The sequence below is a fragment of the Streptomyces sp. NPDC007907 genome (genome assembly GCF_042959365.1).
GTDB lineage: Bacteria > Actinomycetota > Actinomycetes > Streptomycetales > Streptomycetaceae > Streptomyces > Streptomyces indiaensis.
Genome location: NZ_JBIBKR010000001.1, coordinates 984,897 through 1,000,985, shown reverse-complemented (window position 1 = coordinate 1,000,985; position 16,089 = coordinate 984,897). Strand labels below are relative to the sequence as shown.

The window sequence follows — 16,089 nt, the reverse complement described above, 5'->3', positions numbered from 1 at the left end:
TATCCTCGCTATCCTCGAAGGGTGATCGAAGCTCGTCATCTCCGTGTCCTGCGCGCCGTCGCGACCACCGGATCCTTCTCCGCGGCGGGCCGCGAGCTGGGCTGCACCCAGCCCGCCGTCAGCCAGCAGATGAAGGCCCTGGAGACCTCCGTCGGCACACCGCTGCTGATCCGCACCGGACGCGAGATGCGCCTGACCCAGGCCGGTGAGGCCCTGGTGCGGCACGCCGCCGGGATCCTCTCCGGGCTCACGGCCGCGGAGGAGGAGGTCGCCGCCATCGCCGGGCTGCGCGCGGGCCGGGTCCGCCTCGTCTCCTTCCCCAGCGGCAGCTCCACCCTCGTCCCCGCGGCCCTAGCCGCACTGCGCGAGGCGCACCCCGGCACCCGGGTCTTCCTGGAGGAGGCCGAACCGCCCGCGTCCGTCGGCCTGCTGCGCGAGGGTGACTGCGACGTGGCGCTCGCGTTCCGCTACGAGGGGGCGGCCGGCGCGGAGGAGTGGGACGACCTCGTCGTACGGCCGCTGCTGTCGGACCGGCTCGTCGCGCTCGTGCCGGAGCGCCACCGGCTCGCGGGCGCGGAGTCCGTCGCGATCGGCGAGCTCACCGAGGAGCCGTGGATCGCCGGCTGCCCACGCTGCCGCGGACAGCTGGTCGAGGTGTGCGCGGCGGCCGGCTTCACCCCGCGCATCGACTTCGCTACCGACGACTACCCGGCGGTCGTCGGCCTCGTCGGCGCCGGCCTGGGCGTGGCCGTGCTGCCCCAGCTGGCCGTCGAGTCGGTCCGGCCCCGGGGCGTGCGCGCCGTGCGGCTCGAGCCGGCGGTGCGGCGGGAGATCGTCGCGCTCACCCTGCCCGACCTCGCACAGGTCCCGGCCGTGGCGGCAACACTCGACCAGCTGGCCCGGGCCGCCCGCCGCCCGTAGCGGCCACCCGCGTCAAAAACCAACGGCACGCGTGCGCGTGCCTTCGCAGAAACGTTCCTTCAGTTGTTCGAGGCGGTGTGTCCGCCCGATGCCGACGCCGACACCAGCCGGTTGCGCGCCCGCCCCATGAGCTCTTCGCGCTCGTCCTCGGTCAGCCCGCCCCACACGCCGTACGGCTCACGCACCGCCAGGGCGTGAGCAGCGCACTCTGCGCGTACCGGGCACCTCATGCAGACCTCTTTGGCCGAGTTCTCACGAGCGCTCCTCGCCGCACCGCGCTCACCCTCCGGGTGGAAGAAGAGCGAGCTGTCCACCCCGCGACAGGCAGCCAGCAGCTGCCAGTCCCACAGGTCCGCGTTCGGTCCGGGAAGGCGGGAGAAATCTGCCATTACGTGACCCCTTGTTGCCGTTATGGGCGGATCCGGTGTCTACGACCGTACAACTACGATCTAAGGAGATGAAAATATGACTCATTGCGAATCTAGCTCCAGACACTGGCAAAGCGGAAGAAATGGGTCTGAATGGGGCATAGCTTGTGATGAAAGTTCGCGGGTCCGCTGTGCGTGTCTCCACCGTGTCCGCCCCCTCACGTAGAGTGCCGAAGAGGGCAGCCGCCCCCGTAACTCTTTCGAGTGACCGTCGTTGAGAGTGCGAGGCGGTTGAAGGAACAAGTGCTCGGGCCCGCGTCCGAGACGGTCGACCGCACAGGTGACGATTTCGTACCAGCCTGGAGGCTCAAGGTGACGCGCATCAGCTGCGGAGGGCGGTCATGACATCCGTCCTCGTCTGCGACGACTCCCCGCTTGCCCGAGAGGCGCTCCGTCGTGCGGTGGCGACCGTGCCCGGCGTAGAGCGCGTGACGACGGCGGCCAACGGCGAGGAAGTCCTCCGCCGCTGGGGGGCCGACCGCTCGGACCTGATTCTGATGGACGTACGCATGCCCGGACTGGGCGGCGTCGAGACGGTCCGCCGGCTGCTGTCGGCCGACCCCGGTGCGCGCATCATCATGCTCACCGTCGCCGAGGACCTGGACGGCGTGGCCCTCGCGGTCGCCGCCGGTGCCCGTGGCTATCTGCACAAGGACGCCTCCCGCGCGGAACTGCGCGCGACGGTGACCCAGGCCCTGGCCGACCCGACCTGGCGGCTCGCCCCGCGGCGGCTGCGCTCGGCGGAGATGGGCGCGGCGCCCACGCTCACCGCGCGTGAGATCCAGGTCCTCGAAGGCATGAGCCACGGCCGCTCGAACGCCGAGATCGGCCGCGAGCTGTTCCTGTCCGAGGACACCGTCAAGACGCACGCCCGGCGTCTGTTCAAGAAGCTCGGCGCCTCGGACCGGGCCCACGCGGTGGCGCTCGGCTTCCGGTGGGGTCTGGTGCGCTAGGACCTGTTGTTCGGATCACGCCTGTCCCTCGGATCATGCCCGTCCCCCGGACCGGGCCGGTTCCGAGGCGGGGGCTCCGGCCTCGGCGGAAGAGCGGGGGCACAGGGATGCCCCCGCGGGAGCCGTACCCGCACGCGTCGACGCCGGCGGCCGACGCCGGCGCCGGGGATCCGGGCCCGCCCGGGCGAGGTCGACAGCCCGGCGGGGTGCGAGCGAGGACCCATGCCCCCGGCATGATCCGAACGACAGGTCCCAGCGGTCGTGCCGCGGGCGAGGAAAACCAGGTGGGCGCGGGTGGGCCCGGAGCCCGCAGGGTGCCCGCTGCTCGTTTCGCCGCGGATGCCGCATCCTTGAGGGTGTGGAGTTCCTCGGGGACGAGTCGGTCGAGCGGAAGGGGAGGGCGCAGGGAATGAGTGCCGGCGCACCTGCTCATAACGCTTCAGTGCACAACAACGGGCGCGGTGCCGCGGACCCGGCGGCCGCAAGGCACCATGGACCGATGCGCGACGACGAGGCGGCCCATGCCCAGGGCGCGATCGGTGCGCTCGTCCACCGCGCCGTCGACGGGGACGAGCAGGCCACGCACGACCTGCTCGCCCATGTCCACCCCCTGGCCCTGCGCTACTGCCGTACCCGTCTGTCCCGTCTGCCGGGCGACGCGCGGCACTTCGTGGAGGACCTCGCCCAGGAGGTCTGCGTGGCGGTGCTCCTCGCGCTGCCCCGCTACCGGGACACCGGCCGCCCCTTCGAGGCGTTCGTCTTCGCCATCGCCGCCCACAAGGTCGCCGACCTGCAGCGCGCGGCGATGCGCCACCCCGGCTCGACGGCCGTCCCCTCCGACGAGATGCCCGAGCGTCCGGACGACTCCCTCGGTCCGGAGGAGCGCGCCCTGCTCAGCAGCGACGCGGAATGGGCCAAGAAACTCCTCGCCAACCTCCCCGAGAACCAGCGGGAGCTGCTGCTGCTGCGCATCGCGGTGGGACTCACGGCCGAGGAGACCGGTCAGATGTTGGGAATGTCACCCGGTGCGGTCCGGGTTGCCCAGCACAGGGCGCTGAGCCGACTGCGGGCGCTGGCCGAGCAGTAGGCCCTCAGCGGCCCTTCGTTGAACAGGCGGTGCGCCGCTTCCGTACGAACATACGAAGCCCCGTGCGGGCCGGAACCGTGGAATGGGACAGCCCCGCTTCCCGTTAGCATGGACATCCGCACCGATCAAGGCCATTTGGGGAAGGTGTCATGACTGCCAACGTCGACGGAGTGCCCGGTAAATTCGCGACACTCGGGCTGACCTACGACGACGTGCTGCTGCTGCCGGGTGCATCCGAGGTGCTCCCCAACGCGGTCGACACCTCGTCCCGCATCTCCCGCAACGTCCGGGTCAACATCCCGCTGCTCTCCGCGGCGATGGACAAGGTGACCGAGTCCCGCATGGCGATCGCGATGGCCCGCCAGGGCGGCGTCGGCGTGCTGCACCGCAACCTGTCCATCGAGGACCAGGTGAACCAGGTCGACCTGGTCAAGCGCTCCGAGTCCGGCATGGTCACCGACCCGATCACGGTGCACCCCGACGCCACGCTCGCCGAGGCCGACGCCCTGTGCGCCAAGTTCCGCATCAGCGGCGTCCCCGTCACCGACGGCAACAAGAAGCTGCTCGGCATCGTCACCAACCGCGACATGGCCTTCGAGTCGGACCGCACGCGTCAGGTGCGCGAGGTCATGACCCCGATGCCGCTGGTCACCGGCAAGGTCGGCATCTCCGGCGCGGACGCCATGGAGCTGCTGCGCCGCCACAAGATCGAGAAGCTTCCGCTGGTCGACGACGCGGGTGTCCTCAAGGGCCTCATCACGGTCAAGGACTTCGTCAAGGCCGAGCAGTACCCCAACGCGGCGAAGGACGCCGAGGGCCGGCTGCTCGTCGGCGCGGCCGTGGGCGCCAGCCCCGAGGCCCTGGAGCGCGCCCAGGCGCTCGCCGGTGCCGGTGTGGACTTCCTGGTCGTCGACACCTCCCACGGCCACAACAGCAACGCCCTCAGCTGGATGGCGAAGATCAAGTCGAGCGTGGGCGTCGACGTGATCGGCGGCAACGTCGCCACGCGCGACGGCGCCCAGGCGCTGATCGACGCCGGCGTCGACGGCATCAAGGTGGGTGTGGGCCCCGGCTCGATCTGTACCACCCGCGTGGTCGCCGGCATCGGCGTCCCGCAGGTCACCGCCATCTACGAGGCGTCCCTCGCGGCCCGTCCGGCCGGCATCCCGCTGATCGGCGACGGCGGCCTGCAGTACTCCGGCGACATCGGCAAGGCCCTGGCCGCCGGTGCCGACACCGTCATGCTGGGCAGCCTCCTCGCCGGCTGTGAGGAGTCCCCCGGCGAGCTGCAGTTCATCAACGGCAAGCAGTTCAAGTCGTACCGCGGCATGGGCTCGCTCGGCGCGATGCAGTCCCGCGGCCAGGCCAAGTCGTACTCCAAGGACCGCTACTTCCAGGCCGAGGTCGGCTCCGACGACAAGCTCGTGCCCGAGGGCATCGAGGGCCAGGTGCCCTACCGCGGTCCGCTGGCCAACGTGCTGCACCAGCTCGTCGGCGGTCTGCGCCAGACGATGGGCTACGTGGGCGCCGCCTCCATCGAGGAGATGGAGACCAAGGGCCGCTTCGTCCGGATCACCTCCGCGGGCCTCAAGGAGAGCCACCCGCACGACATCCAGATGACGGTCGAGGCGCCGAACTACAGCCGCAAGTAGCGGCCCGGCCTTCCGAGGGCGGCTCCGGAGCATCCGGGGCCGCCCTCGTCGTGCCCGTCGGCGATACTGGAAGACGCTGCAACGCATCAGGGAAAGGCCACAGACGTGACTGAGATCGAGATCGGGCGCGGCAAGCGCGGCCGCCGGGCGTACGCCTTCGACGACATCGCCGTCGTCCCCAGCCGCCGTACCCGGGACCCGAAGGAGGTCTCGATCGCCTGGCAGATCGACGCCTACCGCTTCGAGCTGCCGTTCCTGGCCGCCCCCATGGACTCGGTCGTCTCCCCGGCCACCGCGATCCGCATCGGCGAGCTGGGCGGCCTCGGCGTGCTGAACCTCGAGGGCCTGTGGACGCGCTACGAGGACCCGCAGCCGCTGCTCGACGAGATCACCGGTCTCGACGCGGAGACCGCGACCCGCCGTCTGCAGGAGATCTACGCGGCTCCCATCAAGGAGGAGCTGATCGGGCAGCGCATCAAGGAGGTGCGCGACTCCGGCGTCGTCACCGCCGCCGCGCTCTCCCCGCAGCGCACCGCCCAGTTCTCCAAGGCGGTCGTGGACGCGGGTGTGGACATCTTCGTCATCCGCGGCACGACGGTCTCCGCGGAGCACGTCTCCGGCGCGCACGAGCCGCTGAACCTGAAGCAGTTCATCTACGAGCTGGACGTGCCGGTGATCGTCGGCGGCTGCGCCACGTACACGGCGGCCCTGCACCTGATGCGCACCGGTGCGGCGGGTGTCCTCGTCGGCTTCGGCGGGGGCGCGGCGCACACCACGCGCAACGTGCTCGGCATCCAGGTCCCCATGGCGACGGCGGTCGCCGACGTGGCCGCGGCGCGCCGCGACTACATGGACGAGTCAGGCGGCCGGTACGTGCACGTGATCGCCGACGGCGGTGTCGGCTGGTCCGGCGACCTGCCCAAGGCGATCGCCTGCGGCGCGGACTCGGTGATGATGGGCTCCCCGCTGGCCCGGGCCACCGACGCGCCGGGCAAGGGCCACCACTGGGGCATGGAGGCGGTGAACGAGGAGCTGCCGCGCGGCAAGAAGGTCGCCCTCGGCACGGTCGGCACCCTGGAGGAGATCCTCACGGGCCCGTCCCACACCCCCGACGGCTCGATGAACCTCTTCGGCGCCCTGCGCCGCGCCATGTCCACGACCGGCTACAGCGAGCTCAAGGAGTTCCAGCGCGTCGAGGTGACGGTGGCGGACTCACAGCACCGGCGGTAGTCCGTCCCGGTTGAGAAGGGCCTGGTCACTCGGGGAGTGACCGGGCCCTTTTGCATGACCACACGGGTGCGACGGGGCGCGTGTTGCCCATGGGGGGGCGCACGGGTGCCTTCGGGCCGTTCTGACCCGGGGAGGGCTGTTTCGAGGGGCTAGTGTCCGTGATCGGCGCCCCTGTTCTTCTGGGTGCCTCCTTCCAAGGACACGGTCCGGACCCCGCCCTCGGGGCCCGGCCCGAATTCCGACGAGCCACCTACCGGGTCAATGGGCGGCGTCGTGGAAGGGGGCGCCCATGGGACGTCACCGCAAGCCCACCCGCTGGGACCGACTCCGTCTTCGGACGGTGCAGTGCCGGAGGAGGTGGATCTTGCGGATTTTCGGATGGTGAGTGTCCGCCCCCAAGAGGAATAGGGGCGGACACTCCGTGATCCATCCAGGAGCCTGCCGCAGTGACCGCTGCGGTGGGCTCCGCCTGTGTTCGTAAGGTACCCGCGCCTCGTGCCTCGTGCCACCAGTCGCCTGGGCTCACGCACCCCGCGCGCCCCCTTTCACAACCGATGCGCCGCCCCCGTGGGCGCTGCCCCGCGTGTGTCCAGCAGGAGCTGGGCCTTCACCGACAGGCCCTGGAGGTCGTACGTGCGGTGCTGCTGGAGGAGGATGGTCAGGTCCGCGTCGGCCGCGGCCTCGTAGAGGGAGTCCGCGCGGGGGACCGGGTGGTCGTGGACGCTCCAGGACGGGACGTAGGGGTCGTGGTAGCTGACCGCCGCGCCCAGTTCCCGCAGGCGCAGGGCGATCTCGCGGGCCGGGGTGCCCTGGAGGTCGGCGAGGTCGGGCTTGTAGGTGACGCCGAGGAGGAGCACGCGGGCGCCCCGGGCCGACTTGCCGTGTTCGTTGAGGAGCGTGGCGGCGCGCTGGACGACGTAGCCCGGCATGCGGTTGTTGACCTCCCGGGCCAGTTCCACCATGCGCAGCCCGCGGCCGCCGCCGGCGGTCAGGTCCTGGGGGACGGAGTGGCCGCCGACGCCGGGGCCCGGGCGGAAGGCCTGGAAGCCGTACGGCTTGGTCTCCGCGCAGCGGACGACGTCCCAGAGGTCGACGCCCAGGTCGTTGCAGAGGACGGCCATCTCGTTCACGAGGGCGATGTTCACGTGCCGGTAGTTGGTCTCCAGCAGCTGCACGGTCTCCGCCTCGCGCAGGCCACGCGCGCGGACCACCTTGTCGGTCAGCCGCCCGTAGAACGCGGCGGCCGACTCGGTGCAGGCCGGGGTGAGGCCTCCGATGACCTTGGGCGTGGTGGCCGGCGTGACGTCGCGGTTGCCCGGTGCGACACGGCTGGGCGAGTAGGCGAGGTGGAAGTCGCGACCCGCCCGCAGTCCGGAGCCCTCTTCGAGGAGCGGCCGCAGGATTCCCTCCGTCGTCCCCGGGTACACCGGTGACTCCAGGATCACCGTGGTGTGCGGGCGCAGGTGCCCCGCGAGGGTGCGGGCGGCCGCTTCCAGCTGGTTCAGGTCGAGCCCGCCGTCCGCTCCGGGCGGAGTCGGCGTGCAGAGGACCGCGGTGCGCACCCGGCCGAGCTCGGCGGGGTCGGTGGTCGGCCGGAAGCCCCCCGAGAGCATCCGGCGCAGTTCGGCGGGACTGAGCGAGCCCGCCTCGGGGCCGGTCCGGTAGCCGAGCGTGGGGATGCCGGCGACGACGGCGGCCTGGGCCAGGGGCAGGCCGTACGGGCCGAGTCCGATGACGGCGAGATCTGCGGGCATGGCGTGGCCGTCCTTCCCGATAACCGAAGTGGGACAGAGGCGCAAGCCCTGTGGACAGGACGGGCGAGCGCAATGTCAGACTAGGAGTAAATATGACCGATATGTGGGATTGCCCGGCCGAGTTTCGGTGAGTGTTCCGTGAGCGTTGTCCACAGGCTGCGGGCCCGTGGTGGCTGAAGTCGGGCAACCCGGTCAGAATCTGGGCAGGGGGATACGGACGGGGTCGCACCCGACGGGTGCGGCCGGCGCGACCGACGAGCGGGAGGCAGCGGTGAGGACAGCGATACTCGGACCGGCGCAGCGCGTCGAGTCACTCGCATCCATGGCCGAGCGCGAGCTGGACGTCCTGGTGGTGGGTGCGGGCGTGGTGGGTGCGGGCACCGCGCTCGATGCGGTGACCCGGGGCCTGTCCACAGGTCTGGTCGAGGCGCGTGACTGGGCGTCCGGCACCTCCAGCCGGTCCAGCAAGCTCATCCACGGCGGCCTGCGCTATCTGGAGATGCTCGACTTCGCGCTCGTCCGCGAGGCCCTGAAGGAACGCGGACTGCTGCTGGAGCGGCTCGCCCCGCACCTGGTGAAGCCGGTGCCGTTCCTGTACCCCTTGCAGCACAAGGGCTGGGAGCGGCTGTACGCCGGCGCGGGCGTCGCCATGTACGACGCGATGTCCATGGCCAAGGGGCACGGCCGCGGACTCCCGCTGCATCGCCACCTGACGCGCTCTCACGCCCTGCGCGTGGCCCCCTGCTTGAAGAAGGACGCGCTGGTCGGGGCGCTGCAGTACTACGACGCCCAGATGGACGACGCCCGGTACGTGACGAACCTCGTGCGCACGGCCGTGGCGTACGGCGCCAAGGCCGCGAACCGCGCGCGGGTGACGGGCTTCCTGCGCGAGGGCGAGCGGGTCGTCGGCGCGAAGGTGCAGGACGTCGAAGGGGGCGGCGAGTACGAGATCCGCGCCAAGCAGGTCGTCAACGCCACCGGCGTGTGGACGGACGACACCCAGGCGATGGTCGGGGAGCGCGGTCAGTTCCACGTCCGGGCGTCCAAGGGCATCCATCTGGTCGTGCCGCGCGACCGGATCCACTCCACGACCGGGCTGATCCTGCGCACGGAGAAGTCCGTGCTGTTCGTCATCCCCTGGGGCCGGCACTGGATCCTCGGCACCACGGACACCGACTGGGACCTCGACAAGGCCCACCCGGCGGCGTCCAGCGCGGACATCGACTACCTGCTGGACCATGTGAACTCGGTGCTGGCGGTACCCCTCAGCAGGGACGACGTCGAGGGCGTGTACGCGGGCCTGCGGCCGCTGCTCGCGGGCGAGTCGGACGCGACCAGCAAGCTGTCCCGTGAGCACACCGTGGCGCACCCGGTGCCCGGGCTGGTCGTCGTGGCGGGCGGGAAGTACACGACGTACCGGGTCATGGCCAAGGACGCGGTGGACGAGGCGGTGCACGGGCTCGACATGCGCGTCGCCGAGTGCGTCACCGAGGACGTGCCGCTGCTGGGTGCCGAGGGGTATCGGGCGTTGTGGAACGCGCGGGCGCGGATCGCCGCCCGGACCGGGCTCCACGTGGTGCGGGTCGAGCACCTGCTGAACCGCTACGGCACGATGACCGAGGAACTGCTCCAGCTCATCGCCGACGACCCGTCGCTGGGTGAGCCCCTGGTCGCGGCCGACGACTATCTGCGTGCCGAGATCGTGTACGCGGCCTCCCACGAGGGGGCGCGGCACCTGGACGACGTGCTGACCCGGCGGACACGCATCTCGATCGAGACCTTCGACCGGGGCACGCGCAGCGCGCGGGACGCCGCCGAGCTGATGGCGCCGGTGCTCGGCTGGGACAAGGACCAGATCGAGCGCGAGGTCGAGCACTACCAGAAGCGGGTGGAGGCCGAGCGGGAGTCGCAGCGGCAGCCCGACGACCTGACGGCGGACGCGGCGCGGCTTGGGGCGCCGGACATCGTGCCGTTGTAGATCGTGCCGTTGCAGAGCCTGCGCATCGTGTCGTCCCAGACCGTGCCGTTGCAGACCGACGGCAAAGTTCCTGCGGATGTCACTCGAACGAGTGGCGGGAGATGGGATCTTCGTTCGGGGGCGGGTCGTTCTACGAGGTGCGGGGGCAGAACTCGGCCGTGAGCACCGCGGGTTCGAGGCCGGGGTCGGCTATCGCGTCCGTGTTCACGCGGAAGGTGAGGACTCGCCGGCCGTCGACGGTGGCTGCGGTGCGCACGTAGCTGCCGGATATGTGCCCGTTGTGCCCCCACACCGTCATGCCGCACGGAAGTTTCTCGGGGAACAGCCCCATGCCGTACGCGCCGTGTGCGGCACGGGTGTCGAGCATCTCGCGCAGCCAGTGCGGGGGCAGCAGTCGGCCGCCGAGCAGGGCCCCGTAGAAGCGGTCGAGGTCGGCGAGCGTGGTCACCAACTCGCCTGCGGCTCCGGCCACTCGCGGGTCGAGTTCGGTGACGTCGGTCCCGTCGGCCGTGTAGGCCCGGCCGTGGGGGGAGGGCAGCGTGGAGCGCGAGCCGGGGAAGGAGGTGCCCGTCAGACGCAGGGGGGTGAGGATGCGCCGTTCGGCCTCGGTGGCGTACGGGTGGCCGGTCACCTGCTGCACGACCAGACCGAGCAGCACGTAGTTGGTGTTCGAGTAGGAGAAGCGGCCGCGTTCGGCCGGAGGGTGGGTGAGAGCCAGGTTCAACGCCTGACGGGGTGTGACGGGCGCGGCCCCGTCGGTGTCCGTGGTGAAGTCGTGCAGGCCGCTGGTGTGGGTGAGCAGGGAGCGCAGGGTCAGCGCGCGGCCGTCGTTGCCGGCGCCCCGCACCAGGCCGGGCAGGTGCTGCTCGACCGTGTCGGTCAGGGACAGCCGGTGCTCGGCGGCCAGTTGCAGTATGACCGTCGCGAGGAAGGTCTTCGTGAGGCTGCCGGCGCGGAAGTGGTCCGAGCGGGCCATGCCCGGCCCGGCCGCGGCGTAGCGGGTGGTGGCTCCCTCCCGGGCCAGCAGGGCGGCGGCCGGGGCTCCGCCCTGCGTCACCAGCAGGGGCAGCACCGCGTCCGTGGGCGGCATCGACAGAGCCGACGAGTCGGCCGGCGGCAGGCCGAACAGGGCGGCGGCCACCGGCAGGGCCAGCAATGTCCGGATCGGCGGCATACGGGCTCCTCCCTGGTCAGGGCCCATCATGCAAGGCGGCGCCGGGCGTGTCGCACCCGGGTTCCGGGAGGGTGTGGCCGCGGCTGCCCGGGAGGGGGCCCCTGGGCGCCGGGCACTTGTCGGGTGAGAGACAATGGAGGCTCTGTCAGGGCGGGTTGTATGAGGGGACGCATGTCGGAGGCGGAGCGGGCGGGCACATCTCGTCAGGACACTCGTCAGGACAACAGGGAGCGTCTCCTCGCGGGGCGCTACCGGCTGGGCAAGGTGCTCGGCCGGGGCGGCATGGGCACGGTGTGGCGGGCCGAGGACGAGACCCTCGGCCGGACGGTCGCCGTGAAGGAGCTGCGCTTCCCGTCGAACATCGACGAGGAGGAGAAGCGGCGGCTGATCACGCGGACGCTGCGCGAGGCCAAGGCCATCGCGCGGATCCGCAACAACAGCGCCGTGACGGTCTTCGACGTGGTCCAGGAGGACGACCGGCCCTGGATCGTGATGGAGCTCGTCGAGGGCAAGTCGCTCGCCGAGGTCATCCGGGAGGACGGCCTCCTGGAGCCGAAGCGTGCGGCGGAGGTCGGGCTCGCGGTCCTCGACGTGCTGCGCTCGGCCCACCGCGAGGGCATCCTGCACCGTGACGTGAAGCCGTCGAACGTGCTGATCGCCGAGGACGGCCGGGTCGTGCTCACCGACTTCGGCATCGCCCAGGTCGAGGGTGACCCGTCCATCACCTCGACGGGCATGCTCGTCGGCGCGCCCTCCTACATCTCCCCGGAGCGGGCGCGCGGGCACAAGCCGGGTCCGGCGGCCGACCTGTGGTCGCTCGGAGGGTTGCTGTACGCGGCGGTGGAGGGCGCGCCGCCGTACGACAAGGGGTCGGCCATAGCGACTCTCACGGCCGTGATGACCGAGCCGCTGGAGGAGCCGAAGAACGCGGGCCCGCTCAGGGACGTCATCCACGGGCTGCTCACCAAGGACCCCGCGCAGCGGCTCGACGTCGCGGGCGCCCGGGCGATGCTGAACTCGGTGCTGCATGCGCCCGAGAAGCCCGAGTCCGAGCCGATGGACGCGACGAAGGTCGTGCCGTTGCCCGCGCAGCCGGACAGGTCCTCGCGTAAGGGCGGTTCGGCGGGCAAGCGCGGCGAGGAGGCCGGGGAGCGGTTGCGCGGCGCGCTGCGGTCCGTGCGCAAGGCGGCGGGATCCGCCGCCGCCGGATCGACGGCCGCTGCCGCCACGTCCGCGTCCGCCGACTCCGCTTCGGCCCGGTCCGCATCCGCCGGGACCGACGCCGACGAGGCGGGCGCCGGATCGGCGGGCACCGCTTCCTCCGCTTCGGGCGGTGGCGCGGGCCGGGCCGGGGCCACGGGCGCGTCCGTGGCGCAGTCGGGTCCGGGGGTGTCAGCCCGCGCAGGCGAGCGCGCTGCGCCGGAGACGAAGACGGCCTCCGGGGGCCGCAGTTCCGGATGGCCCGTGGTGCCGCCGCCGGACCTGCCGCCGCGCCCGGTGCCCCGGGCGCCGCTCACCGACGTGGTGCCCCGGCGCACCCTGATGATCATCGCGGTGGTCGTGGTGCTCGCCGTGATCGGCACGGTGCTCGCCATCGCGCTCAGCGGGGACGACAAGGGCTCGAAGGGCGCCTCCGGCGAGCGCGGCGGGAAGACCGTCGCCTCGGCGTCGAGCAGCGCCGACACCAAGGGCGACAAGAGCGACACCGCGCGCCCGGGCGACGCGGGCAAGCAGCCGGCACCTTCCGGGCCGTCCACGGACGGCGCACCGGGCGGTTCCTCGGACGAGGGTGACTCCGGCGGCAAGGAGAGCGCTGCGGAGTCGACCCACCAGGGCGACCAGGGGTACTCGATCGGTCTGCCGAAGGGCTGGAAGTACCAGTCCACGGGAGCGGCGGGCGACCGCTTCACCGGGCCAGACGGGCAGAAGCTGCTCATCGCCTGGACGTCCACGCCCAAGGGCGACCCCGTGGCGGACTGGAAGAACCAGGAACGCTTCATGGTGCGCGCCCAGTACAAGAAGATCCGCATCGAGCGGGTGGACTACCGCGACTGGAACACGGCCGACTGGGAGTTCACCTACACCGACGGCGGTACCAAGTACCGGACGATCGACCGGGGTTTCGTGGTCGACGATCGGCAGGGGTACGCGCTGATGTACACGGCGAAGGCGTCCACGTGGGACGACGCGGTACGCAAGGAGACGTGGCGGACCCTCACGAAGACCTTCGAACCCAAGTCCTGAGCATGAGGCCCCCAGGGTTTGGGGAGGGAGATCTCGCATCCCCGCATGCGGGTTGCCTGCGGCACGTATCGTGAATGTTTGCGGACCGTGCGCAGCCGAAACGGACCGTGGGGCGAACGGATGTGACCGACCGGGCTGCCGGGGGAGGCAACGTGGACGACTACGCGGGTCGGGTGCTGGCCGACCGCTACCGCCTGCCGCTGCCGCCCTCCGACGAGTACGAACTCACCGAGACCCGGGCCTTCGACACCTACAGCGGACAGGAAGTCCTGGTCCGGCAGGTCCCGTTGCCCGAGGTGGTCGAGGCCGAGGTGCTCGACGCGGAGGGGCTGCCCGACGGTTTCACGGCACGTGACGGCGGAGGGCGGCGGCCCGGCGGCGCGCGGGGAGGCGTCCGGCGGCCCGCGGACCCGGTGGTGCGACGCGCGGTGGAGGCGGCGCAGGCCGCTGCGGCCCTTCCCGACCACCCCCGGCTCGACCAGGTCTTCGACGTGTTCGCCGAGGGCGGTTCCCTGTGGATCGTCAGCGAACTGGTGGCCGCGCGCCCGCTGGCGGCACTGCTCGCCGAGAAGCCGCTGACGCCCTACCGGGCGGCCGAGGTGGCCTCCGACGTCCTGATGGCCCTGCGGGTTCTGCACGCGCACGGCTGGGTCCACCGGAACATCACCGCGCGGACGGTGCTCGTCTGCGACGACGGCCGGGTGATGCTGACCGGTCTGGCGGTGGGTGCGGCGGAGGAGGCCCTGTGCGGCTACGACCCCGTTCCTGAAGCGGCGTTCGAGGAGCCCGGGCCGGGACCGGAAAGCGTCTCGCCGGTCCACGGCGTCGGCGCGCCGGGAGCCCCCGGGCCGACCGGTGGCACGAGTGACCCCGAGGCCGCGCGGCGCGCTGCCATAGAGGCCCGGGAGGCCGGAGGACTGCCCTCGGCAGGGACCGAGAGCACGGGCGGTGGCCGTGTCGTGCCGGCGCGCGGGCCGGCGGAGGGCGGCCGGGACCCGCGGGCGGCGCGGGCCGGGGCCATCGCGGCCTACCGCGCGGGCGCCCGGGCAGCCGCACGGGTGCAGGAGGTGCAGAGCGGGCGGGCGGCCTTGCCCGGAGCCCGCCCCGCACCGGACGGCGGCGTCACGCCCTACGGCGACGGACCGGCGCGGTCGCCGTACATCCCCGGACAGGGCACGGCCCCCGGGGCCGTACCACCCGGGCGGATCGCGGACCCCTACGGGGTGGGCGGCGGCCCGCGGTCGACCACTTGGCACGGCGCCACCCCCCGCGGCCCGGCCGGCGGCGCACCGGCGCCGCGGGGCGGGGAGCGGGCCGTGCTCCCGCCCACCCCGGACAGCGCGCCCCAGGGCGATCCCACCCGGTGGGACGACCTGGTCGCGGACACCCCCGCGCCCCGGCGCGGCCCGGCCACGGCGCTGGCCGCCGAGCGGGCGCGGCAGACGCGGATGGCCGTCGTCGGGCCGGTGACCGAGCGCTGGGCGCCGGAGCAGGCCGGACCCGTCCACGAGAACTGGCAGTTGGCGGCGCCCATCGGTCCCGCCACCGACCTGTGGGCGCTCGGCGCGCTGCTCTTCAGGGCCGTCCAGGGGCACGCGCCCTACCCGGAGGAGTCGACGGCCGAGCTGGTGCAGATGGTGTGCGCGGAACCGCCCGCCTACGCCGAGGAGTGCGGTCCGCTGCGGCCGGTCGTGGAGTCGTTGCTGCGTCAGGACCCCACCGAGCGGCTCGACTTCGAGGAAGTGCGCGGCTGGCTGCGCTCGCTGGTGCGCTCGGCACCCGAGCCGGAGGCCGGGGTGCACGTCGTCCCGGCGCCGCCCGTGGACGCCAGCCGGCTGCCCGTCGTACGGCGCCGGGGTGAGCTGGTGCGCCGGCGGAAGGCGGGGCTGCCCGCGCACCACGGGCGGCACAAGCGGGCCAAGAAGGAGTCGGATTCGCCGCGCCGCCTCGGCCGCACCCTGCTGGTGCTGGTGCTGCTCGCGATGGCCGCGGCGATCGCCTACGCGATGCTCTTCATGCCCAAGTCGGACGACGAGGGCACGGGCGGGGCGGACCGTACGGGCGCCGCGGGCGAGGTGAGCCGGGCGCCCGAGCCGGACGCCAGCAGCGAGCCACGGCCCGAGCAGACCTCACCCGAGCCGGAGAAGGACCCGTCGTCGTCGGCCGGCACCACCGAGACCCAGACCACCGGCCCCGACGTCGCCGACGGTTTCACCCTGCGCAAGGACGCGGCGGGCTTCCAGGTCGCCGTCGCCAAGGGCTGGGACCGCACCACGCGCGGCGGCGGCCAGGTCGTCTACGCCAAGGGCGACTTCGAGCTCATCGTCGTCGCGGGGCGGGACAGCGCCTCGGAGTACGGCCGTGATCCGATGGCCTACCAGCGGGAGAGGGAGCGCGAGCTCCAGCCGTACCGTGACTCCAGCTGGGCCACCTCCACCGGTCTGAAGACGATCGAGGTGGGCGGACGGACCATGGCGGAGGGGCAGTTCACCTGGACCGGCGGTGACGGGGGCGAGCTGTACGTCCGCAACCTGGCGATGCTGGTCGAGGGGCGCTACCACGTGGTCCAGGTGCGCGGCCCGGAGTCGGACCGGGACGAGGTGACCCGGCTGTACGAGCAGGCGGCGGCGACGTACAGGACGACCAAGTGAGCCGACCGGCGCGCCGC

11 protein-coding genes are annotated in these 16,089 nt (G+C 72.3%); 8 read left to right on the top strand and 3 right to left on the bottom strand.

Going from position 1 to position 16,089, the window contains the following annotated elements:
- Positions 1-21 precede the first annotated feature (21 nt).
- Positions 22-921, top strand: a complete 900-nt coding sequence (locus ACFZDI_RS04515) for a LysR family transcriptional regulator (RefSeq protein ID WP_234848303.1) — start codon at positions 22-24, stop codon at positions 919-921.
- 59 nt (positions 922-980) lie between these two features.
- Here the strand turns inward: ACFZDI_RS04515 and ACFZDI_RS04510 are convergent, their stop codons facing one another.
- Positions 981-1,310 carry a WhiB family transcriptional regulator gene (locus ACFZDI_RS04510; protein WP_004927066.1) on the bottom strand — a complete coding sequence of 110 codons (330 nt, stop codon included), beginning with the start codon at positions 1,308-1,310 and terminating at the stop codon, positions 981-983.
- 380 nt (positions 1,311-1,690) lie between these two features.
- Here ACFZDI_RS04510 and ACFZDI_RS04505 point away from each other — a divergent pair, with 380 nt between their 5' ends.
- The 4 genes from ACFZDI_RS04505 (at position 1,691) to ACFZDI_RS04490 (ending at position 6,271) form a co-directional block, all read left to right on the top strand.
- Entirely contained in the window at positions 1,691-2,302 is a 612-nt protein-coding gene (locus tag ACFZDI_RS04505; protein WP_003948568.1) for a response regulator transcription factor, read from the top strand.
- A gap of 499 nt (positions 2,303-2,801) precedes the next feature.
- Positions 2,802-3,389: a sigma-70 family RNA polymerase sigma factor gene (locus ACFZDI_RS04500; RefSeq protein ID WP_033311556.1), complete on the top strand. Its 588-nt coding sequence runs from the start codon at positions 2,802-2,804 to the stop codon at positions 3,387-3,389.
- 149 nt (positions 3,390-3,538) lie between these two features.
- Positions 3,539-5,041, top strand: coding sequence for an IMP dehydrogenase (gene guaB, locus ACFZDI_RS04495; protein WP_234848304.1), 1,503 nt, complete (start codon positions 3,539-3,541; stop codon positions 5,039-5,041).
- 105 nt (positions 5,042-5,146) lie between these two features.
- Entirely contained in the window at positions 5,147-6,271 is a 1,125-nt protein-coding gene (locus ACFZDI_RS04490; protein ID WP_234848305.1) for a GuaB3 family IMP dehydrogenase-related protein, read from the top strand.
- Between the two features lie 545 nt (positions 6,272-6,816).
- Here the strand turns inward: ACFZDI_RS04490 and ACFZDI_RS04485 are convergent.
- Positions 6,817-8,025, bottom strand: a complete 1,209-nt coding sequence (locus ACFZDI_RS04485; protein ID WP_391247671.1) for a nucleotide sugar dehydrogenase — start codon at positions 8,023-8,025, stop codon at positions 6,817-6,819.
- A 271-nt stretch (positions 8,026-8,296) separates the two neighbouring features.
- Here ACFZDI_RS04485 and ACFZDI_RS04480 point away from each other — a divergent pair, with 271 nt between their 5' ends.
- The gene (locus tag ACFZDI_RS04480) at positions 8,297-10,003 is read left to right on the top strand and encodes a glycerol-3-phosphate dehydrogenase/oxidase (protein ID WP_234848307.1); all 1,707 of its coding nucleotides are present in this window, start codon (positions 8,297-8,299) and stop codon (positions 10,001-10,003) included.
- Positions 10,004-10,133: 130 nt separating this feature from the next.
- Here ACFZDI_RS04480 and ACFZDI_RS04475 read toward each other — a convergent pair whose 3' ends face one another.
- Positions 10,134-11,177, bottom strand: a complete 1,044-nt coding sequence (locus ACFZDI_RS04475; protein WP_391247669.1) for a serine hydrolase — start codon at positions 11,175-11,177, stop codon at positions 10,134-10,136.
- Between the two features lie 171 nt (positions 11,178-11,348).
- Between ACFZDI_RS04475 and ACFZDI_RS04470 the strand changes: the two genes are divergently transcribed.
- Both ACFZDI_RS04470 and ACFZDI_RS04465 read left to right on the top strand, forming a co-directional pair.
- A complete protein-coding gene (locus tag ACFZDI_RS04470; protein WP_391247667.1) occupies positions 11,349-13,421 on the top strand; it encodes a protein kinase in 2,073 nt (690 codons plus the stop codon).
- A gap of 152 nt (positions 13,422-13,573) precedes the next feature.
- Positions 13,574-16,072, top strand: coding sequence for a protein kinase (locus ACFZDI_RS04465; protein WP_391247665.1), 2,499 nt, complete (start codon positions 13,574-13,576; stop codon positions 16,070-16,072).
- Positions 16,073-16,089 lie beyond the last annotated feature (17 nt).